The following is a 24081-nucleotide window of genomic DNA, read 5'->3' on the forward strand; positions in this document are numbered from 1 at the left end:
ACTGCCGTGTTCAGGCGATGCTCCAGCGTGTTCCGGATGGTGTGTCCTCGATCGTGATGCCCGCGCCTGCGAGATCGTCCCGGACGCGGTCGGCCGTGGCGAAGTCCCGTGCGGCCCTGGCGTCGGCGCGCTCCTGTACGAGGCGTTCGACGAGGGCGGCGAGCGGTGCTGCGGAGGTGTCGTGCCCACCACCCGACCAGTGCGGTGCACGCGGGTCGATGCCGAGCACCTCGACCATCGCAGCCACCTGATGGTACGCGACCCCGAGCGCTTCCGCATCGTCGGCGTCGAGTGCGGCGTTGCCGGACCGGACGGTCTCGTGCAGCACTGCCAGCGCCTGGGGCACCGCGAGGTCGTCGTCCATGGCGTCGGCGAACCCCTGCGGAACGGCCGGAGCGTCGCTCAGCCGGACCCCTTCGAGGCGCGTGGCGGCCCGTGACAGGAAGCCGTCGATGCGGTCGAGTGCGGCTTCGGCCTCGGCCAGGGACCCGTCGTGGTGGTCGATCGTCGAGCGGTAGTGCGCGGCACCGAGGAAGTAGCGGACGACGACCGGACGTGCGGACTCGAGGAAGTCGGCGGCGAAGATCGAGTTGCCGAGCGACTTCGACATCTTCTGCCCAGCGACGGACACGAGTCCGTTGTGCAACCAGTACGACGCGAAGGCGTCCCCGGCAGCGGTCGACTGCGCCAGTTCGTTCTCGTGGTGCGGGAAGCGGAGATCGAGGCCACCGCCGTGGATGTCGAACGCGGGCCCGAGGTAGCGCCGGGACATCGCGGAGCACTCGATGTGCCACCCGGGACGACCCGCACCCCACGGGGAGTCCCAGCTCGCGGTCGAGGGCTCCCCCGCCTTGCTGCCCTTCCAGAGTGCGAAGTCCCGGGCATCACGCTTGCCACGGGGATCGGCATCGGTGGCGTCGACCATGTCGTCACGTCGCTGTCGGGTGAGCGCGCCGTACTCCGGCCAGCTCGCGGTGTCGAAGTACACGTCACCACTGCCGTCGGCGGCCGGGTACGCGTGCCCGCGCTCGATGAGCCGCGTGATGATGTCCTGCATCTGCGGGATGCTCGCGGTCGCGCGGGGCTCGTACGTCGGCGGCAGGATGCCGAGTGCCGTGTACGCGGCGGTGAACTCGAGCTCGACGCGGTACGCCCGCGCCCACCAGGGTTCGTCGGTGCCCGCGGCCAGGTCGAGGACCTTGTCGTCGATGTCCGTGACGTTCCGCACCAGGGTCACGCGGTACCCGCGGTGGCTCAGCCAGCGACGCCAGATGTCGTAGACCAGCGCGGACCGGAGGTGCCCGATGTGCGGCGACGACTGCACCGTCGGGCCGCAGACGTAGATGCTGACCTGTCCGTCGACCAGGGGCACGAGGTCGACGACGTCGGCGGCGCGGGAGTCGTACAGGCGAACGGTCACGCGACAAGCCTAGAGGGCCGTACCCGCGGTGACACGGGGCCACCCGGAGCCTGTGGAGAACGAGGCGACGGTCTCAGGGCGCGGGCGCGGATCGTACTACTGCCGTCGCGATCGCGGTCAGCCCCTCACCCCGCCCGGTGAAGCCGAGGCCGTCGGTCGTCGTCCCGGACACCGCCACGGGAGCGCCGACCGCGGCGGCCAGGGCGTCCTGCATCTCGTCACGACGGGCACCGATACGCGGGCGGTTGCCGATCACCTGGACGGTGACGCGGACGGGCTCGAGTCCGGCGCCCTGCAGGAGTGCGACGGCACCCCGCACGAAGACGTCCCCGGCGGCGCCGGCGAAGACCGGGTCGGCGGTGCCGAACCGGCTCCCGATGTCCCCGAGGCCACCGGCCGAGAGCAGGGCGTCGCACACCGCATGGGCGACGGCGTCCCCGTCGCTGTGCCCGGAGAGGCCGGGCTCGCCGGGGAAGTCGAGCATTCCCACACGGCACGGCACGGCGGGGTCGAAGGCGTGCACGTCGACACCCAACCCGACACGCACGTCGGACCCGACCGGGACGTCCGACCCCGCCCGCCCGTCGAGCGTGCGGGCGGCCGCTCGTTCGGCGACGACGGCCTCGGCCCGACCGAGGTCCCACCGCGTGGTGATCTTGAACGCGTCCGGGTCGCCCGGCACGGTGCGGACGACACCGCCGGCCGCCTGGAACACCCCGGCGTCGTCGGTCTCGGCCCGCTCCGCGACGGCGTACGCCCGACGGAGTGCGGCGAGCGGGAAGCCCTGCGGCGTCTGCACCCCGACCAGTGCCGAACGGTCGACGGTCTCGACGACGACGTCCCCGGCGATGCGCTTCACGGTGTCGGTGACCGGAAGCGCCGGCACCACGCCGACACCACCCTGCGCCGGCCCGTCCGCCGAGTCGCCGGCGACCGCGGCGAAGACCCGCTCGAACTGCGACGCCGGCGTGAGGCACCGCGCTGCGTCGTGCACGAGCACGGTCTCGACGGAGTCCGGCAGCACGGCCAGCCCGGCCTGGACCGACGCGTGGCGATCCGCGCCTCCCGGCACGACCGACGTGAACGCCGCAGCCGCACCGGCCACGTCGGCGACGAGGGCACGGCACTCGTCCATCCGGTCGGACGGCGCGACGACGACCACGAGGGTCGGCTCTCGGAGGGTCAGGACGGTCCGCAACGCGCGGACCAGCATGCGCTCCCCGGCGACGGGGACGAACGCCTTCGCGGTGCCGATGCCGAGACGGGTGCCGGACCCTGCCGCAACGACGACGACCGCACGGGCTGCCAGAGCTGGGCTCTGCGCCGGTGCGGTCGTCGTGTCGTTCGTGGTGGTGCGCAAGCGGGCGTCAGGACGCGAGGACCTCGTCGAGGACGGTCGATGCCTTGTCCTCGTCGGTCTTCTCGGCCAGGGCCAGCTCAGAGATGAGGATCTGGCGCGCCTTGGCCAGCATCCGCTTCTCGCCCGCGGAGAGGCCGCGGTCCTGATCGCGGCGCCACAGGTCGCGGACGACCTCGGACACCTTGATGACGTCACCCGAAGCGAGCTTCTCGAGGTTCGCCTTGTAGCGGCGCGACCAGTTGGTGGGCTCTTCCGTGAACGGTGCCCGGAGGACCTCGAACACCTTGTCGAGCCCTTCCTTGCCGATCACGTCGCGGACGCCGACCAGGTCGACGTTGTCCGCCGGGACCTCGATCGTCAGGTCGCCCTGCGTCACCCGAAGCTTCAGGTAGACCTTTTCCTCGCCCTTGATGACGCGAGTCTTGACTTCAGAGATGGTTGCCGCCCCGTGATGGGGGTAGACGACGGTCTCGCCGACCTCGAATTGCATGTATCAGGCTCCGTTCCCAGACATCCAGTTTACCACAGGGGACGTTCGGGTAAGGGGAGCCTGACCCCCGGGCCCGCGCGGGACCCGCCCGGGCGCTGCCCACCCTGACCTCCGGCCCCACCGGGGCCTGGGTAGGATGATCGCCAGGACCGCTCGGTCCGCCATCGTGAACTTCCGGAGGAACCTCTTGCGAGCTCGGGTACTCGTGTCCGTCGCCGTCGCTGCGACCATCGCGTTCGGTGCGACCGGCTGCGAATTCTTGTCGCCGTCCCGCACCCAGGAGATCCGTCAGATCACCGACGGTGTCGATGTGTCCACCGGCACGATCGACGTGCGGAACGCCCTGCTCATCTCCGACAGCGGGAAGGACGCCCGGTTCGTCGGGACGCTGGTCAACACCGGCAACGGCGACCGCACCGTCACGCTCGAGGTGGACGGCGACGACCAGACCGTCGAGGTCGCCGGCAACTCGACGACCGTCCTCGCGGACGACGGCGAGCACGACACGGTCGACTTCGACGACGTCAGCGTGAAGCCCGGCTCGCTCGTGAAGATGTACTTCTCCTACGACGGTGCCGAGGGCGCCTCGGCCACGGTGCCGGTCCTGACGAGCGGGCAGGAGCAGTACCAGACGCTCGCACCGAGCCCCACCCCGACGTCGACGCCGACCTCGCCGTCGAACAGCGGTAGCGAGCCGACCGGCGGCGCCTCGGCTCCGGGCACGCAGAGCGGCTCGCAGACGGACTCCTCCGAAGGCGACAACGGCACGAACTGACCGCAGCGTGCCGTGCACGACCGCGCGGTGCAGCAGCGCCCGACGGGAGGCCCGGGGCCGGTTCCGATGAACCGCCCCCGGGCCTCCCGTCCGTCTGCCGTCCTGGTGGCGGCTACGCCTCGATGCGGTACCCGAGCCCGCGGACGGTGACGAGGACCTCCGGGGTGCTCGGGACGCGCTCGATCTTCGAGCGGATCCGCTTGATGTGCACGTCCAGCGTCTTCGTGTCGCCGAAGTAGTCCGAGCCCCAGACCCGGTCGATGAGCTGCCCACGGGTGAGCACGCGACCGGCGTTGCGGAGCAGCAGCTCGAGGAGCTCGAACTCCTTGAGCGGCATCGGCGTCTCGGACCCGTCGACCGAGACCGTGTGCCGCTCGACGTCCATCCGGATCCCGCCGACCTGCAGGATGCCCATGTCCCCCGGGTCGTCCTCGGTCCGGCGGCGGAGCACCGCACGGATGCGGGCGAGCAGCTCACGCGTCGAGTACGGCTTCGTCACGTAGTCGTCGGCGCCGAGCTCCAGCCCGACGACGATGTCCACCTCGGAGTCCTTCGCGGTGAGCATGATGATCGGGACGTTCGAGCGGGTGCGGATCTGCCGGCAGACCTCGGTGCCGGACAGACCCGGCAGCATCAGGTCCAGCAGGACGAGGTCCGGGTTCTCGGAGTCGAACTTCGACAGGGCGGTGACGCCGTCGGCCGCGACGGCGGTCTCGTACCCTTCCCGCTGCAGCAGGAACTCCAGGGGCTCGCTCAGTGCCGGCTCGTCGTCGACGATGAGGATCTTGGTCACGATGGCTGCTCTTCCATTTGCTCTTCGAGTGCTGTGGTCAGTTCGGGGTCGGCTTCGGGGATGCGGATCGTGAAGGTCGAACCCTTGCCGGGCTGCGACCAGACGCGGACGTCACCGCCGTGGTTGCTGACGATGTGCTTCACGATCGCCAGACCGAGCCCCGTGCCGCCGGTGGCACGGGAGCGGGCCGGGTCGACACGGTAGAACCGTTCGAACACGCGGTCGAGGTCGGCCTCCGGGATGCCGACGCCCTGGTCGGTGATCGCGATCTCCACGAAGCCCTTGGTGCCGCGGACGCCGACGCCGACGCGGGTGTTGTCCGGGGAGTACTTCACGGCGTTCGCGATGAGGTTCGACACCGCCACCTGGAGCAGGCCCGGGTCTCCCATCACGCGGAGCTTCGACTTCTTGGCACGGATCAACTCGATGCCCCGGGCGCGGGCGACGACCTCGTTGCCGTCGATCGCGGCCTGTACGACCTTGTCGATACCGGTCTCCTCGCTGGCCTCGAGCGCGTCGACGGACTGCAGCCGGGACAGCTCGATGATGTCCTTCGTCAGCGCACCCAGCCGTTCCGACTCGGTGACGAGCTGTGCGGCGAACTTCCGGACGTGCGCCGGGTCGTCGGCTGCGATGACGAGGGTCTCGGACAGCAGGCCGATGGCCCCGATCGGGGTCTTGAGCTCGTGCGAGATGTTGGCGACGAAGTCACGCCTGACCTCGTCGATGCGCCGGCTCTCGGTCAGGTCGTCCGCCGTGACGAGCACGTACCGGTTGCCGAGCTGCGCCGCGCGGAAGCTGAGGTAGCCCATCACGTCACCCCGACCGCCGCGGGGCAGTTCGAGGTCCTCGGCGCCCATCTCCCCGCTGCGCCGGACCCGGTCGACCAGAGCCGCCAGTTCGTCGTGCACGAGCTTCCGCCGCACCACCAGACCGACCGCCAGCGCCTGCGGCGACGCGGCGACGACGGTGTTCGAGGGGTCCACCACCACGGCCGGGTTGTGCATGGTGGCGATCACGGCGGCGACCCCGTCCGGCAGGCTCCGTTCCGCCACGTCGGCTGCACGTGCCGTGCGCTCGGCGGTGATGATCAGCACCACGACGCCCGCGCCGAACACACCGCCGAGGAGCATCGACAGTGGCACGAGCCACGCGTTGTCCATGCCGCCAGTGTAGGAGTGGTCACACGCGGTTCGGACGCCGTTCACGCCCCGGAGCAGGCCGGATCGCGAACCGTTCAGCCGCAGGTCACCGACCGTTCACCTGGGCTGACGACACTCGTCCGGTACGCAGAGAGAGGCCCTCCCCCATGCGCGAAGTGTTCCAGCAGGAGCTCCAGGACGTCCAAGAGCGTCTGACCGAGATCGCCGGGCTCGTCGAGTCCGCCATCACCCGAGCCACCGAGGCGTTCAGCGAGTCGGACGTGGCCCTCGCCGAGGAGGTCATCGCCGACGACGCGAAGATCGACGCCGCCGCGTCCGCCCTGGACGAGGTCGCCATCGACATCCTCGCCCGCCAGGCTCCCGTCGCCCGCGACCTCCGGGTCGTCGTCACCGCCCTGCGTGTCAGCTCGTCGCTCGAGCGGATGGGCGACATGGCCGAGCACATCGCCCAGCTCGCGCGTCAGCGCTTCCCCGAGAAGGTCGTCCCGAAGGGCCTGCGCGGCACCTTCAAGCAGATGGGCGCGCACGACGTCGCGATGTCGCAGAAGCTCACGCGGCTGCTCGCGACCGAGGACATCGCCCTGGCCGCCGAGATCCGCGACGAGGACGACGCCGTCGACGAGCTGCACGCCAGCGTCTTCGACTTCGTGCTCGGCGAGGCGTGGAAGGGCGGGCCGGTCGACACGGTCGACGCGACCCTGGCCTCCCGGTACCACGAGCGGTTCGCCGACCACGCGGTCTCGATCGCGAAGAAGGTCGAGTACCTGGCGACTGGCGACTGGGCCGGCGCGGCCAACGTCACGACGTCCCCGGCCTGAGGCCGGCGGGCTGCCCTCAGGGTCGGTCCCGCAACACGCAAGGTGGGCGGTTGCTCGCAGCGGTACTCCGTTGCGGGGAGCCGCCCACCTTGCGTTTCGCGGAGGTGGGAGGATCGAGGCATGGCCCAGGTCGCGATCATCGTCAACGGCATGCCCGGTTCCGGCAAGAGCACGGTGGGCGCCGCCCTCGCCGAGGTGCTCGGCTGTCCCTTCCTGTCGAAGGACCGGGTGAAGGAACCGCTGGCCGACATCGCCGGACCCATGATCCCCTCGCGCACGCTCGGTGGCATCGCCATGGACACGGTCTGGGCGATGGCCGGAGCGGTCGAGAACGGGGTCGTCGTCGACGCCGTCCTGCTGCCGACGCGTGACCGGGCCTTCCTGGAGGCCGGACTCACCGCCGCCGGGTCGCCGCGCGTCGTCGAGGTGTGGTGCGACGTCGACCGTGCGACCGCCGAGGAACGACTCCGCGACCGGTACGAGCCCGGCACGCTGCCGACGCGGCACGAGGTGCACGGGGACCTCGCGGAGATCCTGGCGTTCTGGGACGAGCACGAGGCGTCCGCCGCTCCGGTCGGTGTCGGCCCCGTCGTGCGGATCGACACCGCTCGGCCGTACGACGTCGGCGTCCTGGTGCAGGAGATCGCGTCGCACTTCGCGTGACGACGACGGCCCCGCCCCGCCGAAGGGACGGGACCGTCGTGTCGCGCGGCGCTGCTGTTACTTCTTGGCGCCCTGGGCAGCGACCGCAGCCGCACCGGCAGCGGCGGCCTCGGGGTCGAGGTAGTACGCCGGCTTGGTCGGCCGGAAGTCGTCGTCGAGTTCGTACACGAGCGGGATGCCCGTCGGGATGTTGAGACCCGCGATGTCGTCGTCGGAGATGCCGTCGAGGTGCTTCACGAGTGCCCGCAGCGAGTTGCCGTGCGCCGTGACCAGGACGGTCTTGCCCGCGCCGAGGTCCTTCGTGATGTCCGACTCCCAGTAGGGGAGCAGCCGGTCGATGACGAGCTTCAGCGACTCGGTCCGGGGCAGCTCGTCGCCGAGGTCCGCGTAGCGACGGTCACCGTGCTGCGACCACTCGGCGTCGTCCGCGATGGGGGGCGGCGGGACGTCGAACGAGCGGCGCCACTCCATGAACTGCTGCTCGCCGTACTGTTCGAGCGTCTGGGCCTTGTCCTTGCCCTGCAGGTCGCCGTAGTGCCGCTCGTTGAGGCGCCAGTCGCGCTTGACCGGCAGCCAGGCCAGGTCGGCCTCGAGCAGGGCGATGTCGGCCGTCTGGATCGCCCGGGTCAGCAGCGAGGTGTACAGGACGTCGGGGACGATGCCGGACTCGGCGATGAGACTGCCGGCCCGCTTCGCCTCCTTCTCACCCAGCTCGGAGAGCCGGACGTCGACCCAACCGGTGAACAGGTTCTTCTGGTTCCAGTCACTGTTGCCGTGACGGAGCAGGACGAGCGTGGAGGTCATGCGGCCGAGTCTACCGAGCAGTGCTCCACCCGTACCCTGGTCCCATGCCCGGGAACTCCTCGCCGATCGGCACCGTCACCCGCGGGACGACCGGGCACAACCGGCTCCGCAGGGTGGACCGGTGGATCGCGGCCCTCCCGGTCCTCCGGCGGACCGACGACCCCCTCGTCGCGGACGTCGGCTACGGCGCGAGTCCGACCACGACGCTCGAGCTCCGCGACCGGTTGGCCCAGGTCCGACCCGACGTCGAGGTCACCGGGATCGAGATCGAGCCGTCGCGGGTCGCCCTCGCGAACGCCGGGACGCGGGACGGCGTCGCCTTCCGGCTCGGCGGCTTCGAGACCCCGACGCCGGGCGGCCGACGACCCGCGGTCATCCGGGCCTTCAACGTCCTGCGGCAGTACGACGAGTCCGCCGTCGTCGGGTCCTGGCGGATCATGCAGGACCGGCTGCAACCCGGCGGGCAACTCGTCGAGGGCACCTGCAACGAGGTCGGTCGGGTCGCCTCGTGGGTCACGCTCGACCGGGAGGCCCCGCACACCTTCACCGTCGCGCTGCGGTTGGCCGGACTCGACGTCCCGAGCATCGTCGCCGAACGGCTACCGAAGGCGCTCATCCACCGCAACGTCCCCGGCGAGCGGGTGCACGCGTTCCTCCGCGACCTCGACCTGGCCTGGGCGGTCGCCGCTCCGCTCGGCACCTACGGCCCGCGGCAGCGCTGGATCGCAGCGGTCCGCGGGATGCGCGACCGCGGCTGGCCGGTCCTGCACGGCACGAGCCGCTGGCGGCTGGGCGAGCTCAGCGTCCCCTGGTCGGCGGTCGCTCCCGCCTGACGCACCCGGCTCCGGCGGTCCACATCGCGGCCGGCCGGGAGGCACGGCTGGACACCGGTGTTCGTCGAACGCGCCGCGGACGGTCACGGCGCGACGGACGAACACCGGTGTCTTGCAGCGATCACCAGCCACACGGGGCGCGAACGGAGCGCGGCCAGCGCCGGGTCGGTCAGCCGCGGCGGACGGCCCCGAGCCGCGGGAGCCGCGGCACGTCGGCGGTGGCACCGGCGCCCGGCGGCACGATGACCTGCTGCGCCGCGGTCACGACGACGTCATCGGTGGTCAAGGACAGCACGGCCGACGGGTCCAGGGACCGCTTGACGACCGCCAGCCCGATCGGCCCGAGCTCGTGGTGCGTGGCTGAGGCCATGAGCCGCCCGACCTCGGTGCCGTCCAGCGTCACGGGCGTCCCCGGTGCGGGGACGACCCCGTCGGAGCCATCGAGGTGCAACATCACCAGACGCCGCGGCGGACGTCCGAGGTTGTGCACCTTCGCGACGGTCTCCTGTCCGCGGTAGCAGCCCTTCGACAGGTGCACGGCGGAACGGAGCCAGTCGAGTTCGTGCGGGATCGTCCGCTCGTCCACGTCGGACAGCGACGGACGCCAGGCGGCGATCCGCAGGGCCTCCAGCGCCAGGAGACCCGCGGCGGGCACGTCCGACGCGGCCGCCTGGGCAGCGGTGTCGGGGGTGACCACGGCGATGCGGAGGGTCCAGTCGGTGCCGGGGTGGGCCTCCAGGTCGGCGTAGCCCCACCCACCGGGCGTCACGGACGACCACGGGTCGACCCAGGTGACCAGCGGCGACGCATCGTGCAGCGGGTCGGCGCCGTCGAACCACCCGAGCGTCGCGAACTCGGCCGAACGGTCGGTGACCTCCACCCGGAGCATGAACCGCATCGAGGACAGCCAGGCGGCGAGCGGCTCGGCGTCCTCCGGCTCGGTGAGGAGCCAGGCGGTCTCGCCGTCGTCGACGACCCGTGCGGCGTGCTCCACCCGACCGGAGGCGTCGAGCACCAGCGTCTCGGTGCTCACCCCCGGTGCCAGGCCGAGCAGCAGCTGGGACGTGATCGAGTTCAGCCAGGACAGGCGGTCCGGACCCGACACCGTGACGACACCGAGTCCGAGTTCCACGACCGCGCGACCGCGGGCGAGCAGACGCTGCTCCCCGAGCGGGTTGCCGAAGTGGGCCGCGGGCCCGGCAGCGGAGGCGACGAAACCGTCACGCGCAGTGAACGGCGAGGCCATCAGTCGACCTTCGCGAGCTGCCCCGAGGCGTGCGAGGTGAGCTCACGGCCGAGGGCGGCGATGTCCCACGCCCAGAAGAGCTTGCCCTCGACCAGGCCGTACATTCGCGTCGCAGCCGAGTACTCCTTGGCGTTGGCGGAGCGCATCACGGCGTCGGTGGCGAGGTCGATGCGACCCTGCTTGACGCGACCGACGTAGAGCTCGTTGACGCCCGTCGGGTGGATGATCGCCGCTTCGACGTCGAAGCCGTTCGTCTGGTTCCGCAGGGTCTCGACACTCTGCGTGGTCGAGAACGGCACCGGGCCGTCGCCGAGCAGCAACGCGGGACCGCGGTCGCCCGGTTCGGACGGACGGTCGAGCCGCCAGTAGCCCATCTCAGCAGCGAGCGGCGTGTGGTCGTCGTCGAGCAGCCACGTCGTCGACGAGTAGTTGAGGTACGGCAGACCGTCGTGGCTGAAGCTCACACGCTGCCCGAACTCGTACGTCCGGACGTCGTCGTCCTCACCCACGGGGTACTCGACGACTCCGGTGCCTTCCCAGACGCCGACCAGCCACGACAGCGGGACCAGTTCGGCGGAGAGGCCCTCGGGGAGTTCGATCACCGCTGGCCCTTGAAGAGCTTGACGACGACGGTCACCGAGATGAAGGCGATCGCGAGCGACGCCAGGCCCAGCAGGCCCACGTAGAAGAGCTCGAGCGCAAGCAGCGAATCCATGCCGGAAGTCTACGCGGCCCGGACCGAGAAGCCAGGGACCTCAGCGCACGAGCAGGATCAGCGCCGTCACGAGCACGACCACGAAGGACCCCGACGACGCGATGCTGATCCGCTCCACCAGGCCGTCCTTCGTCTGCGTCGCGAGCTGCAGGACGAAGCTGACGAACACCGCCGCGACGAACACGAGCAGCAGCCAGGCGAACGAGTCCTTCTGCGTCAGGGTCAGGACGAGGACCGCTCCGACGACCGCGAGCAACCACACCGGCACCACCGACGTCAGCCGCAGCCGTCGCTGGCTCGGCACGACCACCGGGTCGGGACCCACGGGGTCCGTCGTCTCACTCACGTCCCCATCATGACAGCCGCGTGCTGCACCGTCCGTCCGGGTCGGTTCCGCGGGCTCACTAGAATGGCGCAACGACGTCATCTGCCTCTGGAGGTCCTGTGGCACAGCTCCTGGTACTCACCTCGGCCGCGCCCGGCGACGTCCTGCCGAGCCTCGGCCTGCTGAGCCACCGGATCCGGCACGTGCCCGCCGAGGCCGCACAGCTCGTCAACGCACCGCAGAGCGACCTGATGTTCGTGGACGCCCGGACCGATCTGGTCAGTGCGAAGGCCCTCTGCAAGATCCTCGCCACGAGCGGCTCGACGACACCCGTCGTGCTGGTGGTGACCGAGGGCGGCCTCACCGCGGTGACCACCGAGTGGAGCATCGACGACGTCGTGCTCGAGTCCGCCGGCCCCGCCGAGGTCGACGCCCGCATCCGCCTCAACGCCGGACGCGCCTCGAAGAACCAGACCGGGTCGAAGATCCAGGCCTCCGGCGTCGTCATCGACGAGGCGAGCTACTCCGCGAAGGTCCGCGGCCGGCCGCTCGACCTGACCTTCAAGGAGTTCGAGCTCCTCCGCTTCTTCGCCACCCACCCGGCCCGGGTGTTCACCCGTGAGCAGCTGCTCAGCGAGGTCTGGGGCTACGACTACTTCGGCGGCACCCGCACGGTCGACGTCCACGTCCGACGACTGCGTGCGAAGCTCGGGGACCTCGAGTCCCTCATCGGCACGGTCCGCAACGTCGGGTACCGCTTCAACGTGCATGACGACGACGACCGCTCGCAGGGCCAGTAGTGCTCGCGATCGTCGAACAGCTCGCCGACGCCGCGATCGCGGACGGCGAGGCTCCCCCCTTCTCCGACCAGACCCTCGTCGACCTGCGTGCCGGCCGCGCCCACGTCCTCGGTGACGACACCGGTGTCGCGGTCGTCCGGGACGGTGAGGTCGAGGTCTTCGTCCGCCGGGAGGCCCGGGGTCGCGGCATCGGCACGCGTCTCGTCGAGCAGGTGCTCGCCCTGGCGGACCCGCCGACGCGGGCCTGGGCACACGGTGACCACCCCGCCGCCCGTGCCCTCGCGGCCCGATCGGGATGGTCGGCGGAGCGGACGCTGCTGCAGCTGCGCGCCCCGGTGCCGACGACGGCGGCCGACCCGGGCCTCCCGGACGGCTACCGACTCGACGCGTTCCGGGCCGGCTCCCCGCGGGACGAGGCCGACTGGCTGGCGCTGAACGCCGCGGCCTTCGCGTCACACCCCGAGCAGGGGCGGATGACGCTCGACGACCTGCGCGCCCGCGAGTCCGACGCGTGGTTCTCCGGCGACGACCTGGTCCTGTTGCGTGACGCCGACGGCGAGCTGGCCGGCTCCTGCTGGCTCAAGGTCGAGGACGGCGTCGGCGAGTACTACGCCGTCGCGGTCCGGCCGGACCTGCAGGGCAGGGGCCTCGGCGGGGTCCTCATGCGCGCCGGCGCCGCGCGACTCGTCGACCGTGACCTGCACGCCGTCGCGCTCTACGTCGAGGGCGACAACGCGCCCGCGCTGGCGCTCTACCGCCGGCAGGGGTTCGTCGACCACACCGTCGACGTCCAGTACGCGGCGCCGACGACCGGCCGGTAACATGGAGCGTCGGTGTCGCACCGACGTTCGTGGGTTCGGGGGATCTGTGACGGAGTACGGGCAGCACGCGCAGCGCTCCCAGTACGGCAAGGGGGAGCCGCTCGGCGCGTCCTACCGGCTGGTCGATCTCCTCGGCACCGGCGCGTCCGGCGAGGTCTGGCGGACCGAGCACACCGCGACCGGTGAGCAGTTCGCGGCGAAGCTGCTGCGGGCGGAACTCGCTGCCGAACCGGACGTCGTCGAACGGTTCGTCCGCGAACGCTCGGTGCTGTTGGCACTCGACCACCCCTCGATCGTCCGGGTCCGGGACCTCGTCGTCGAGGGCGACCGGCTCGCCATCGTCATGGACCTGGTCGGTGGCGGCTCGGCCCGTGACCTGCTGCTCGCCGTCGGCACGCTGCCGCCGAGCGACGCCCTGACCATCACCGCCGAGACGCTCGACGCCCTGGCCGTCGCGCACGAGCGTGACGTCAGCCACCGGGACGTCAAGCCCGACAACGTCCTGCTCGACCACGAGTGGACGGCCGGCAGCACGGGCGACGTGCGGGTGTCCGACTTCGGGATCGCCTCGGTCGTGGCCGAACGGGACCGGAAGACCACCGGACTCCTCGGCACGCCGCAGTACATGGCGCCCGAGTCGATCAGCCAGGGGCGCTCCGGTCCCGCCGCGGACGTGTACGGCGCCGGTGTCATGCTCTACGAACTGCTCTCCGGCCGGACGCCGTTCGCCGGCCCGGGCACGGACTTCGCGGTCGCGTACCGGCACGTGACCTCCACCCCGCCGCGACTCGACGTGCCGGACGCGCTCTGGGCCGCGCTGTCGTCCCTGCTGGCGAAGGAGCCCGCTGCCCGCCCGTCAGCGGTCGACGCCGCCGCGACCCTCCGCCGCCTGGCCCGCTCGCTGCGGGACACCCCGGCCCTGGAGCGGGTCGACGACCCGGACGCGTTCGACGAGGTCGAGCGCCCCGCGACGGTCGTGCGTGGTGGGGTCGGTGCTGTGAGCACCGGGACCGCCGTCGCCGAGACCGGCTCCGGCGGTTCCGGTGGTTCTGCGCTCGTGGCTGCCGAGGACGGGGCGGTCGAACCGGGTCCCGACCTCGGACCCGCCGCCTCCCAGACCGTCATCCGACCGTTGGCTCGCCCGGTCCTGCCCGCCGCACCGGCCGAGGTCGAGAGCACCCGACGCCGCTTCACCCGACCCGACTGGTTGACGAACCGGATGCTGCTGCTCGGGATCGTCGGGATCGTGCTGGTCGTCGTGCTCGTCATCGCGGCCGTCGTCTGGCTGCCCGGTGCCGGGAAGAAACGCCCCGGGGGCAGCGCGACCGGAGCGCAGAGTGCCAGTGCCTACCAGCAGGACCGACCACTGCCGACCGGGTTGACCACCACGCGCAAGGCCGTGGTCGACGCCTCGGCCGGCACCGTCGAGCTCTCGATCACATACGCCGCGCAGACCGCGCCGCTGACCGGGCCCCTGCTCGAGGTGCTGCCGGCCGCGGCGAAGGGCGCCGACTGCCCCGCCGTCACCTGGAGCGGCGAGGGCATCACGGCGAAACGGAACCAGCCGTCGCTGACCGGCGTCGACACCGCCTGTGCGTGGAGCCTGTCGGGCGTCGACGTCGAGGCCGGTGGGTCCGTGACCGTGCAGGCGACGGTGCCCGTGGACGCGATCGAGTCGGGGACCGGGTCCGGGTCCGGGTCCTCTGGCTCCGGTTCTTCGGAGGCCGCCGGTTCCGGGTCGGGTGGCTCGGCGCTGCAGGAGTGGCTCGACGGCGTCGGCGCCGCGACCACCGCCGCCGTGACCGACCAGTCCGTGAGCGGCACCGCGTACCCGGTTCAGCGGTTGCAGGGCATCGACGTCCGCACCCCGGACCGCACGGTCAGCCAGACCGCCCTGCCCGTCACGCTCGTCCCGGTGTGGCCGAGCGGTGCGGACGACCTCAACCCGCTGTACCGCAGCCCGAGCACCGGTCGGCCGTCCGAGATGCTCGTCGACATCGCCGGCGGAGAGTCCGGCGTCCGGTTCGCTGACGGCTGCTCGGGAGCGTTGGCGGTGTCGTCCGACGGGCTCGTCGTGACCGCACTCTCCGTGGCACCCACCTGCACGGTGCGGGCCACCGTGGGGAACTTCACGAACCTCGAGAGCGACCCGTTCGGGATCACCACGCGCGACTGACGTCGGTGGCGGGTCTGGCGAGTCCGGCGGCCGGGAGGCGCGTGGCCGTGCCGCCACGCGCCTCCCGTCCGGCGGTCTGCCCCGCGAAAGCGACAGATCAACGCGGACTGTCGGCGCAGAACTGTCGCTTTCGCACACTGAACCGGCACCCGTGGGCGCGCGCGGGTGAGCCGCCGCCGGCCGGCGGTCTGCCCCGCGAAAGCGACAGATGAGCGCGGACTGTCGGCGCAGATCTGTCGCTTTCGCGTACCGAACCGGCGCCCCTGGGCAGGCGCAGGCGCAGGCGTGCCGCGGACCGGCGGTCAGCTGGCGGCGGAGGCGGTCTGCACGAGGCGGACCGCGCCTCCCGAGGCGGCGTACCCACGGCCGACGGTCAGTGCCACCGGCGATCGGCGCGGCAGGGTCACGCCGAGGAGCTCGCCGTCGTAGTCGACGTCCGGCTGCAGGAGCACCCCGCACCGGGATTTCCGGACCGCCCGCGTCCAGTGGCTGTACATCGAACGGAGGTCGGCGGACCGGCCGGATGCCACGACGCAGAGGCCAGGACGCTCGGTCGACAGCAGCGACGCGATGCTCTGGTCGCCGTCGTCGAACCGTTCGGCGTCGTCGATGAGCAGCAGGACCGGGCCGCGCTCGAGGCGGATGCCCGCGAGGAGCGCCGGGACCTCGTCCGCCCCGACGGCGATGCGGTCGAACGAGCCGGTGGCCAGGGGTGAGCGACGGTCGCAGATCGCCCACACCGACGGTCGGACGCCCTCCGTGTTGCGCGCCGACTCAGCCAGGGCGAGGAGGACCGACGACTTGCCGGAACGTGCCGGGCCTGCGACCAGGACGTGCTCGCCGTCGTACACCTCGAGGACGGCGGTTCCGAGGTCGTCCTCCGCGATCCCGATCGGCATCTGCCACGGTTCGGTGTCGAAGCGAGCGGGGACACCGAGGTCTGCGACCGACACCGCTCCGGGAAGGCGACCGACGGCGCTGGCCTTCGGCGCCGTACCGGGCCAACGCTCGGCGACGGCACGGACGGCCTCAGCCAGGGTCCCGCCCGGGGTGCCGACGTGGGACTGCAACTTGCTGATCGAGTCGATGAAGCGTCCCGGGACCGGCGGCGGGACGTCCTTCGGGCGGACGCCGATCGTCGCGTAGTCGTACGGGTCGGCGAGGCGGAAGAGCCACTTCTGTGTGGTGACCTCGTCCATGGCGGACGGGACGGCCTTCGCACGGGTGGTCGAGACCGCGAACGAGATGCCGAGAGCGGGCCCCTCGGCGTACACGCGGTAGAGGGCGTCGAGGAGTTGCTGGCCCTCGAAGTCCTGGTACTCGTCACGGAGCGCGGCGAGGCCGTCGAGCAGGACGACCGCGCGGCGACCACCGGGGGCCGCACGGCGACGGTCGAGTTCGGTCCGCAGGTAGCGGAGCATCCGGGCCTGCAGCTCACCGGCACCCGCTCCGGAGCCGACGTACGCGCTGGTGTGCGGCAAGTCGGCGAGCGGGGCCAGGTCGCCGGCGCCCATGTCGAGCACCAGGAGGTCGAGGTCCTCAGGGCTCGTGGTCCGTGCGAGTTGCAGTGCGATCGACGCCAGCGCGGTGCTCGTCCCACTGCCGGGGATGCCCATGAGCATGAGGTTGCCCTCGGTCCGGTCCCAGCCGGTGGTGACCTGCCGCTGGTTGTCCGGGTCGTCGGCGAGGGCGACCGGGACCGTGCTCGCTGCGCCTGCGGTGTCCGTCGGGACCAGCGTGTCGAGCGGGACGGACGCGCCCAGGGCCTCCGGCCAGATCGGACGGGGCGGGGCGTACCCGGCCTCGTCGTTCGCAGCCGAGATGGCATCGATGAGGACGTCGAGGTCGGTCAGGTCGGAGGCGGCCGGAGCGGCGAAGGCCACCGGAGCCGGCACGCCGAAGACGTCGGTCGGGCGCACGGTGACCGGCTGCTCGGCGCGGAGGTCGCGAGCGCGGCCGGTGACCAGCGCGGTCTGCACCGGTGTGATGTCGTCCTGCCCGAGCTTCACGTAGGCGCGACCGGTCTGCTGGCGGCCGATGCCGGCTGCCGAGGGGACGCCGATGACGTTCGTCGAGTCCTCACGGCTCTGCACACGGAGTGCGACACGCATGTTGGTGTTCGCGAGGATGTCCTCACTGACGACACCGGCCGGTCGCTGGGTCGCGAGGATCATGTGGACGCCGAGGGTGCGACCGACCGCGGCGATCGCCACGAGCGAGGTCAGGACGTCCGGGAAGTCCTTCGCCAGCATCGCGAACTCGTCCACCACGAAGAGCAGTCGGGGCATCGGCTCCGCCGGCTTCGTCGCCAGGTACGCGTCGAGGTTGTCGATGTCCGCACCCGCGGCGGCGAACACCCGCTGGCGACGACCGAGTTCGGCTTCGAGGGCACGGATCGCCCGGTCGGCGAGCTGCTCGTCGAGGTTGCTGATCGTGCCGATGGTGTGCGGCAGACGCTCGCAGGCGGCGAACGCGGCGCCGCCCTTGAAGTCGACGAGCAGGAAGTTGAGCCGTGTCGGGTCGTTGCGGGCGGCGAGGCCGGCCACGAAGGACCGCAGGAACTCGCTCTTGCCGGAACCCGTCGTGCCACCCACCAGGCCGTGTGGGCCGTCGCGGACCAGGTCGATCTCGAGAACGCCGCTCTCGGACGAGCCGATCGGCGTCGAGAAGCCGGTGCGGGCCTCCCAGGCGGCCCGGATCGCGGCTGCGCCGGAGAGCCCCCCGGCGGTGTCGGCGCTGGTGAGCAGGTCGGGGAGCCGGACGAGCGCTGGCAGCGACGCTCCCGGCACCAGGAGCTCGGGGTCGTCGAAGTGGGCGACGTGGCGGGCGCAGAGCTCGGCGGCCTCGGGCGACAGCCCGGCGAGCACGACGTCCTCGACGCGGGTCCGGTCCTCGGGGCGGTAGACGGTCGCTGCGGCGTCTGCGCTGACCGTGATGATCGTGGTGCAGGCCGCGGGGAGCTGCTGCTCGTTCGTCGCGATGACGATCCCGCTCACCCTGCGCGGACGCTCGCCCGGACGGCGCACCTGCCCGAGGGCACTCCGGCCGTGCCCGAGCAGGCTGCGGGCCGGGGCGTCGCGACCCTCGGTGAGGACCTCGGAGTCGATGAGGACGAGGAGCTCCGGGGTCGGCAGCTCGTCGATGGACTCGCGCAGGCCGCGGAGCACCGCGGCGCCCTGGTCACGCTGCGCCGACATCCACCGCTGGCCGGTGCTGCTGCCCGCCACGCGGGCGTGCGGCAGCCAGGAGGCCCAGGACCAGTCGTCCTCGCGGCCCCGGTCGCAGAAGACGCCGACGGTCAGGTCGGCCGGGCCACAGTGCACGGTCGCCTGGACCAGGAGGCTGCGGGCCAGGGCGAGGGCGCCCTCACGGTCACCCACGATCCCGACCACCCCGGCGTCGCTCAGGTCGGCGACGACGGGCGCGGCGGTGAGCTTGCTCGACTCGATCGCGGCCTTCGCGTCGTCCTCGAGCTTCGTCTGCGTCGCGCGCGAGTCCAGTTCCGGCCGCCACGGTGCGTCACCCGTGCCGGCGTGCAGGCTGAGGAAGTCCACGTCGTCGGCCCGACGCTGCCAGAGCGTCGTGGCCGGCAGGAGCGCGCGCCGCACGACGCTCGCCGGGTCCGGCACGAGTTCCTGCCGGCGCGCTGCCTCGATGGCGGCGGCCGCGGTGATCTCGCCGCTGAAGCCGCGGACCGCCTCGGCGAAGCGCTCGTCCTCTTCCTTGAGGTTCCGCGCCCGCCGGTGCTTCTGCTCGAACCACATGCCGATCGCCGTCACCGGGCTGAGGAGGGCGAAGAGCGCGAACCGGGCGTCTCCGAGCAGGAGCACCATCGCCCCGGCCAGCACCAGCGGAGCCGCGACCGTGATCCAGCTGAACTTCGACGCGGGCGGCACGTCGCGCTTCGTTGGCGGGGACACCGGCTCGACCGCGGTGTTGCGTCCGGGGCGCGGCGGACGGTTGAAGGGAGCCGTCGCCGCCGGGGTCAGGTTCGGCAGGGACCCGGGCGCAGGCACCGGCGTTTCGTGCAGGTCCGGGCGGACGAGCAGGACCGCCCCGCCGACGATGACACTCGTGCCGACGGTGACGAGCACCCCGTCCTCGTCGAGCCGCTCCCCCGCGACCACCGTGCCGTTCGTCGAACCGGCGTCACGGATCCGGACGCCGTCCTCCTCGAGCTCGAGCGTGCAGTGCTCCCACGAGGCGCTCTCGGTGGGCAGGACCAGGTCGGCCTGCGGGGCGCGGCCGACCACGAGCCTCCGGGACCGCGGGACGGACACCACCGCGCCGGTGACGAGGCCTCCCGCCAGGGTGACCGTCCACCCGTCGACCAACTGCGGGCGCTCCTCGGGGGTGCGGGCGATGCGTGAGCCCTCGAGCAGGACCAGGTCACGGAGGGGCGTGTCGACGCTCGTCCGATGCCCGTCGACCGCGAGGGTCGTGCCGGGTTCCAGCGCCAGGCCCGTCGCCGACTCGACCAGCTCACCCAGGCAGCTGGCGTTCGCCCAGCCGTCGACCTCCACCGCTTCACGTCGGTCGTCGAGCTCGATCAGCAGACGCATGCGCGCTCCTCCTCGTCCGTGGGGTGGTGGGGTGTTGCTCGTCCCCGTCGGTCCCGCTGGCCCGGTGGGTCAGCGGGCCGTCGAGTCCTGGAACCAGACGAGCGATGCGGTCTGCTCGGTCGTCGCCGGACGCAGCCCGAGCGTCTGCGAAGAGGCCGCGAGGACGGTCGCATCGGCGCGGAGGGCCTGCTGCTGCCGGAAGTCGAGTGCCGGACCGGCGAGGCCGTCCGACGCATCGAGGCGCAGCGTCGAGAGTGCGTCAGCGACTGCCGACGGCTCGTCGCTGCGCGCGGCGCCGACGGCGCGGACGAGCGCGACGACCGCGTCGTGGCTCCGGGAGTCGGCCGCCCACGCGACCGCGCTGAACGGCTGATCGGCCGTGAGGTTCTGCGCTTCCGCGTCATCGGACAGGACCCGGACCCCGCCGAGGAACGCGGACATCGAACGGCCCTGGGCGTCCGAGGTCAACGCGCGTGCATCGTCCGTCGCGACCCCCGTCGAGACGAAGGTGCCCGACAGGCTGCCGTTCGCCGCGGCGAGGGCGGTGCCGAACGCCGGGCTCGTCGCATCGGGGGTGAGCACGACCGGGACGGTGACGTCGGCGGACTGCAGCGCCGCGACGAACGCACCCTGCCGTGCCGCCGGACCGCTCACCACGACCGCGTCGGAGTCGGGCTTCGTGGCCTCGGTGTCCGTCGTGTCGGCGGTCGCATCCGACGTCGCGGTGGTCATCGGGGCAGCACCGGTCCGCCGGGCCACGGTCGTCGCGAGCGCAGCGTCGTCTGCCGCGTCGTCGGCGTCCATCACGTGGGCGAACCGGATACCGGACGGAGCACCGCCGCCCAGGTCCACGAGCAGCGGGGAGTCAGCGCCGCGGATCGCACGCTGCATCGCCGCGCTGACCGAGGCCCGGGAAGGTGCGGTCGACCAGGACCCCTCCCCGCCGTCGGCGTACGGGAGCACCACGGGGACGCCAGCGTCGGATGCCGCGTCGAGCGCGCCCGAGACGTGCGCCCCGGACGAGGCGACGACGATGCCGGCAACGCCGCTGTCGACGAGCTGCTCGACGGCGCGCTTCGCTCCGCTCGCGCTGCCGCCGTCGTTCCGGGTGACGAGTTCCACGTCGGTCCCACCGAGGGTCAGACGCTTCGCCGCCACGAGGGCTCCCTGCGCGGCTTCGTCCCACTCGGACCCCTCGCCGTCGCCGAGCGTCACGACGACGCCGATCTTCGTGCCGTCGGGCACGTGCGCCACCCGGATCGGCACCGGGACCGTCGCCGGGACGGCTTCGGCAGCCGGGGTGTTCCGGTCGATCACGAAGACCACCACGGCCAGGACCACGGCGATGACGAGGACCGCCAGGGCAACGACGACGAGGGGCTGCCGCGGCCCGCCGGCGCTCTGCTGGTCCTCGACGGCCTGGTGCGTCATCGTGCCGCTCCGATGGTGAAGGCGTACAGCGTGGTGGAGGTCGCGCCCTTCGGCACGTCCATCCGGAACGCGGGCAGGGCGGTCGCGGCGTCGAGCGAGGCCCGGAACTGCTCCTGCTGCAGCAGGATGCCCGCCACGTCCTCGGCGCGGACGTTGGCGTACCCGGCAGCGTTCTGCGATGCGAGGGCCAGCTGGTAGTCGGCAGAGTCCGACTTCGCCGCGCTCGTCGCCATCGCGCCGAGGATGCCGGACCCGTTGACCTTGCGGTCTCCCAGGTCGAGCATCACGCGGTTGAGGTCGCCGGTCAGCAGCGTGCTCGCGCCCTCGACGTCACGGGTCGACGCAGTGGTGCTCGCGTCGATCCGGGCGAGGCTCTGCTTCGTCTGCTCGTCGACGGCGCTCGCCAGGGCGGCGTTCTCACGCTCGAGCTTGCCCTTCTGGCCGTCGATCGTGCCCTTGGCGCCCGCCGTCACGTCCTTCGAGGTGGAGCGGAGGCCGGCGACGGACTGGTCGAACGCCTTGATGACCGCCGCGTTGCTCGCACTTGCGGTCCCCGACACCTTCCGGATCTGAGTATCAATCGCTGCCCGAACTTCCGCCGCAGATTCCGTGCTCGCGGTATCAAAAGCGTCGGTCACAGCTTGCTGCAAAGCCCTCTGCTGCTTGCTCACTTCGACCAGCTTGTCATTGATCGTTCCCGCCCGGACCGACGCGGCATCCACGTCCCGCTTCAGCGCTTCGACCTTGGTGCCAGTCATCGCGTCGTCCTTTTCCAGCGCCTTCCGCACGTCCGACACCGCTGTCTGCACCACTCCTACGTCGTTCCGGAGCTTGCCGAGCGCGCCGCCGATCCCAGTGCTCGATCTCATGTCTGTAGCGGCGATGACCGCGTCCCAACGCTCCGTCTGGTCGGTGAGTCGATCGTCCAACGGGGTATCGAACCCCAGTCCGGGCGCGAGAGTCTCCTCATCAGAAGCGCCAGGGCAAGGCTTTGCCGTCAGGTAACCACGCAGCCGGTTGGCGTCGTCGTCGTCGAGTCGCCCAGTCGCAGCCAGGAGGCAGAGCCGGTCGGCCACGGTCCGATTCTGAGCCTGCATCGACCCGTTGAGGGCGTCACCAGCGTCGCCCACGAAATCGCGGGCGTGCTGCGCATCTTCGTGCACGGACGACACCTGGTCCTCGGTTGTCTGCAAGCTCTGAGTCGTGGTCTCGAGTGCGGCGTCGAGTTGCTGCAAAGCTGCTTCGACCTCAGCCGAATCACTGGCATCGAGTCCGTCGACCTGCGTTGCGATCGCCGCAAGCTGACTTTTCAAGTCGGAGGAGGTTCTGATCGCGTCGTCCGCGAGATCAGGGTTGAGATCGTCCGCGAGCTTCTTGCCCTTTACCACCAGGCCGACGATCGATTCGTTGACGGTGACCGACGACTTGAAAAGTGCGCAGGTCAGGGACGATTCATTCGAGGCAAGCGCGCAACTGGCAGCGTCCGGCTCAACCGGTCCGACCGACTCCGCAAGCTGCGTGCTGACCTGCTGCTTACAGGCCTCGCTCGCTTCGGCGTACCCGGCCAACTGAGCGGACACGCGCAGCAGGTTGCCGTACACGCTGGCGCCGCCCGCAGCGGGCTGCGGCTCTGCGGCACACCCCTGGCCGTCGATCGCCGGGGCTGGTGCAGTGGCAGAGGTGTCACCGAGCAGGCCGTCGAGACTCGTCGTCGTCTCCTGCAGCTGCTGCAATACCGTGGACTGCGTCGCGCTCACCGTCGACCCGAGGTCGCCCTTGAGCGAGCCGAGCTGACCCGAGAGCGACTTCATCGTGCTGGCCAGCGACGAACTGCTCTCCTTGAGCCGCTCGGCCGTGCGGACACCGAGGGTCGCGGAGGTGGTCTCGAGGTTCGAACGGACCTCGGTGATCGTGCCGCCGGCGCGCGCGAGGACCTCGTTGACCTGGGAGATGAGGTCGATGGTCCGTCGCTGCAGCGCCAGCTCGGAGTCGGTGTCGGACCCGAAGGCCGCGTCCACCACACCGGTCGAGGAGAGGTCCGTCGAGATGCCCGGCTGTGCGGCCATGTCGAACGAGGGTGCCGCGAAGTCGTCGACGTTCGCGACGAGGTGCAGGGTCGTGCTGGCGCCGGACGTCGGCGGCGCGAGGAGTCGTCCCCACTGCACGACCGCGTCGCCGTCGCCGTTGGCGCTGACGACACCGTCCGTCGCGGTGGCGTCGTCGGACGTGTCGGTGACGATGTTGCTGGGCTTCGTCCCGGGCAGCACGGTGGACGCCGCGATGCTGAAGGGCGCACCGACGAGAGCCGGAGTCGTCCGGGAGGCGCCTGCCACGTCGTACGTGAGGTTGCGGGATCGAACGGTCAGGTTCTCGACGGTCAGGTCGATCTCGACCCGACCGGAGTAGCCCGCCAGGTCGGCGAGGTCGGTGCCGCTCTTCTTCGCCGTCGTGTACTGCGTCGTCACGCGGAGTGGCAGGTCGGCCGCCGCCTTCGCCGTGTCGTGCTCGGTGACCGCCGACGAGGACCCGTCCGTGCCGACCGAGATCGCGGTGTCGGAGATCGCGGTGATCGACCCGTCTGCCGCCAGCTTCGTGTCGACCGTCTGCAGCACACGCGACGGCTTGTCGACCGTCCGGTCCGACGAGGTGCACCCCGAGAGCACCAGCGCAGCAGCACCTGCCACCGCGACCACGGCGAGCGCGCGGCCGTTCCTCGTTCGTACCCCTGGATGCAGCATGCGCAACGACATTGACGACCGTCCCCCTCAAGAACCGACAAGCCTCTCGATCTTAGCCGGGCAACGTACCGCCCGGGTTCCGTTCTCCACAGGCTCGGGACTCCCCCGTTCGGGCCACGTGGGGCACGAACCATGCTTCGCGGGCCCT

The 24081-nt window shown here is 71.5% G+C and carries 19 protein-coding genes; 7 read left to right on the forward strand and 12 right to left on the reverse strand.

All coding sequences use genetic code 11. The features are described 5' to 3' along the window. Positions 1-10 precede the first annotated feature (10 nt). From cysS to DEI89_RS07470, 3 genes are all read right to left on the reverse strand, one after another. On the reverse strand, positions 11-1420 hold the full coding sequence (cysS, locus tag DEI89_RS07460; RefSeq protein WP_110903427.1) for a cysteine--tRNA ligase: 1410 nt from the start codon (positions 1418-1420) through the stop codon (positions 11-13). Positions 1421-1493: 73 nt separating this feature from the next. Further along, positions 1494-2729 carry a 2-C-methyl-D-erythritol 2,4-cyclodiphosphate synthase gene (gene ispF, locus DEI89_RS07465; protein WP_258368822.1) on the reverse strand — a complete coding sequence of 412 codons (1236 nt, stop codon included), beginning with the start codon at positions 2727-2729 and terminating at the stop codon, positions 1494-1496. A gap of 58 nt (positions 2730-2787) precedes the next feature. Beyond that, positions 2788-3270, reverse strand: a complete 483-nt coding sequence (locus tag DEI89_RS07470; RefSeq protein WP_017888066.1) for a CarD family transcriptional regulator — start codon at positions 3268-3270, stop codon at positions 2788-2790. Positions 3271-3475: 205 nt separating this feature from the next. Between DEI89_RS07470 and DEI89_RS07475 the strand changes: the two genes are divergently transcribed. Beyond that, on the forward strand, positions 3476-4045 hold the full coding sequence (locus DEI89_RS07475) for a hypothetical protein (RefSeq protein ID WP_110903428.1): 570 nt from the start codon (positions 3476-3478) through the stop codon (positions 4043-4045). A gap of 112 nt (positions 4046-4157) precedes the next feature. On the opposite strand, the gene DEI89_RS07480 is transcribed toward DEI89_RS07475, so the two are convergent. Next, the gene (locus DEI89_RS07480) at positions 4158-4838 is read right to left on the reverse strand and encodes a response regulator transcription factor (protein ID WP_110903429.1); all 681 of its coding nucleotides are present in this window, start codon (positions 4836-4838) and stop codon (positions 4158-4160) included. Beyond that, positions 4835-6001 (reverse strand): cell wall metabolism sensor histidine kinase WalK, encoded by a 1167-nt coding sequence (locus DEI89_RS07485; protein ID WP_110903430.1) that lies wholly within the window; start codon positions 5999-6001, stop codon positions 4835-4837. The genes DEI89_RS07480 and DEI89_RS07485 overlap by 4 nt, the downstream gene beginning before the upstream one ends. 146 nt (positions 6002-6147) lie before the next feature. On the opposite strand from DEI89_RS07485, the gene phoU reads away from it, so the two are divergent. Both phoU and DEI89_RS07495 read left to right on the forward strand, forming a co-directional pair. Beyond that, entirely contained in the window at positions 6148-6819 is a 672-nt protein-coding gene (gene phoU, locus DEI89_RS07490) for a phosphate signaling complex protein PhoU (protein ID WP_110903431.1), read from the forward strand. A gap of 120 nt (positions 6820-6939) precedes the next feature. Continuing rightward, the gene (locus DEI89_RS07495) at positions 6940-7482 is read left to right on the forward strand and encodes an AAA family ATPase (protein ID WP_110903432.1); all 543 of its coding nucleotides are present in this window, start codon (positions 6940-6942) and stop codon (positions 7480-7482) included. Between the two features lie 57 nt (positions 7483-7539). Here DEI89_RS07495 and DEI89_RS07500 read toward each other — a convergent pair whose 3' ends face one another. Next, complete coding sequence (locus tag DEI89_RS07500; RefSeq protein ID WP_110903433.1) at positions 7540-8286, reverse strand: phosphoglyceromutase; 747 nt, start codon at positions 8284-8286, stop codon at positions 7540-7542. A 44-nt stretch (positions 8287-8330) separates the two neighbouring features. Here DEI89_RS07500 and DEI89_RS07505 point away from each other — a divergent pair, with 44 nt between their 5' ends. Then, positions 8331-9119 carry a class I SAM-dependent methyltransferase gene (locus tag DEI89_RS07505; protein WP_110903434.1) on the forward strand — a complete coding sequence of 263 codons (789 nt, stop codon included), beginning with the start codon at positions 8331-8333 and terminating at the stop codon, positions 9117-9119. Positions 9120-9288: 169 nt separating this feature from the next. On the opposite strand, the gene DEI89_RS07510 is transcribed toward DEI89_RS07505, so the two are convergent. The 3 genes from DEI89_RS07510 to DEI89_RS07520 form a co-directional block, all read right to left on the reverse strand. Beyond that, positions 9289-10365, reverse strand: coding sequence for a folate-binding protein YgfZ (locus DEI89_RS07510; protein ID WP_110903435.1), 1077 nt, complete (start codon positions 10363-10365; stop codon positions 9289-9291). Next, positions 10365-10967, reverse strand: a complete 603-nt coding sequence (locus tag DEI89_RS07515; RefSeq protein WP_110903436.1) for an FABP family protein — start codon at positions 10965-10967, stop codon at positions 10365-10367. Before DEI89_RS07515 ends, DEI89_RS07510 begins: the two co-directional genes overlap by 1 nt. Positions 10968-11120: 153 nt before the next feature. Then, complete coding sequence (locus DEI89_RS07520; RefSeq protein WP_110903437.1) at positions 11121-11426, reverse strand: hypothetical protein; 306 nt, start codon at positions 11424-11426, stop codon at positions 11121-11123. 98 nt (positions 11427-11524) lie between these two features. On the opposite strand from DEI89_RS07520, the gene DEI89_RS18050 reads away from it, so the two are divergent. The 3 genes from DEI89_RS18050 to DEI89_RS07535 are packed head-to-tail and all read left to right on the forward strand — an operon-like array spanning position 11525 to position 15202. Continuing rightward, positions 11525-12205 carry a response regulator transcription factor gene (locus DEI89_RS18050; protein ID WP_110903438.1) on the forward strand — a complete coding sequence of 227 codons (681 nt, stop codon included), beginning with the start codon at positions 11525-11527 and terminating at the stop codon, positions 12203-12205. Continuing rightward, positions 12205-13026 carry a mycothiol synthase gene (gene mshD / locus DEI89_RS18055; RefSeq protein WP_110903439.1) on the forward strand — a complete coding sequence of 274 codons (822 nt, stop codon included), beginning with the start codon at positions 12205-12207 and terminating at the stop codon, positions 13024-13026. Before DEI89_RS18050 ends, mshD begins: the two co-directional genes overlap by 1 nt. Positions 13027-13072: 46 nt before the next feature. Next, positions 13073-15202 carry a serine/threonine-protein kinase gene (locus DEI89_RS07535; RefSeq protein WP_258368815.1) on the forward strand — a complete coding sequence of 710 codons (2130 nt, stop codon included), beginning with the start codon at positions 13073-13075 and terminating at the stop codon, positions 15200-15202. 302 nt (positions 15203-15504) lie between these two features. Here the strand turns inward: DEI89_RS07535 and DEI89_RS07540 are convergent, their stop codons facing one another. From DEI89_RS07540 to DEI89_RS07550, 3 genes are all read right to left on the reverse strand, one after another. After that, the gene (locus tag DEI89_RS07540) at positions 15505-19764 is read right to left on the reverse strand and encodes an FtsK/SpoIIIE domain-containing protein (protein ID WP_110903441.1); all 4260 of its coding nucleotides are present in this window, start codon (positions 19762-19764) and stop codon (positions 15505-15507) included. A gap of 69 nt (positions 19765-19833) precedes the next feature. Beyond that, positions 19834-21195, reverse strand: coding sequence for an ABC transporter substrate-binding protein (locus DEI89_RS07545; RefSeq protein WP_110903442.1), 1362 nt, complete (start codon positions 21193-21195; stop codon positions 19834-19836). Further along, positions 21192-23945: a hypothetical protein gene (locus DEI89_RS07550; RefSeq protein ID WP_146236708.1), complete on the reverse strand. Its 2754-nt coding sequence runs from the start codon at positions 23943-23945 to the stop codon at positions 21192-21194. The genes DEI89_RS07545 and DEI89_RS07550 overlap by 4 nt, the downstream gene beginning before the upstream one ends. Between the last annotated feature and the right edge of the window lie 136 nt (positions 23946-24081).

The organism is Curtobacterium sp. MCBD17_030 (assembly GCF_003224255.1).
GTDB lineage: Bacteria > Actinomycetota > Actinomycetes > Actinomycetales > Microbacteriaceae > Curtobacterium.

Bases quoted from the DNA above. Each gene is read 5' to 3' on its own strand.
- DEI89_RS07470 (WP_017888066.1), bottom strand. From the start codon at position 3,270: ATGCAATTCGAGGTCGGCGAGACCGTCGTCTACCCCCATCACGGGGCG.
- DEI89_RS07545 (WP_110903442.1), bottom strand. From the start codon at position 21,195: ATGACGCACCAGGCCGTCGAGGACCAGCAGAGCGCCGGCGGGCCGCGG.
- DEI89_RS07485 (WP_110903430.1), bottom strand. From the start codon at position 6,001: ATGGACAACGCGTGGCTCGTGCCACTGTCGATGCTCCTCGGCGGTGTG.
- phoU (WP_110903431.1), top strand. From the start codon at position 6,148: ATGCGCGAAGTGTTCCAGCAGGAGCTCCAGGACGTCCAAGAGCGTCTG.
- DEI89_RS07500 (WP_110903433.1), bottom strand. From the start codon at position 8,286: ATGACCTCCACGCTCGTCCTGCTCCGTCACGGCAACAGTGACTGGAAC.
- DEI89_RS07505 (WP_110903434.1), top strand. From the start codon at position 8,331: ATGCCCGGGAACTCCTCGCCGATCGGCACCGTCACCCGCGGGACGACC.
- DEI89_RS07540 (WP_110903441.1), bottom strand. From the start codon at position 19,764: ATGCGTCTGCTGATCGAGCTCGACGACCGACGTGAAGCGGTGGAGGTC.
- DEI89_RS07510 (WP_110903435.1), bottom strand. From the start codon at position 10,365: ATGGCCTCGCCGTTCACTGCGCGTGACGGTTTCGTCGCCTCCGCTGCC.
- DEI89_RS07550 (WP_146236708.1), bottom strand. From the start codon at position 23,945: ATGTCGTTGCGCATGCTGCATCCAGGGGTACGAACGAGGAACGGCCGC.
- DEI89_RS07495 (WP_110903432.1), top strand. From the start codon at position 6,940: ATGGCCCAGGTCGCGATCATCGTCAACGGCATGCCCGGTTCCGGCAAG.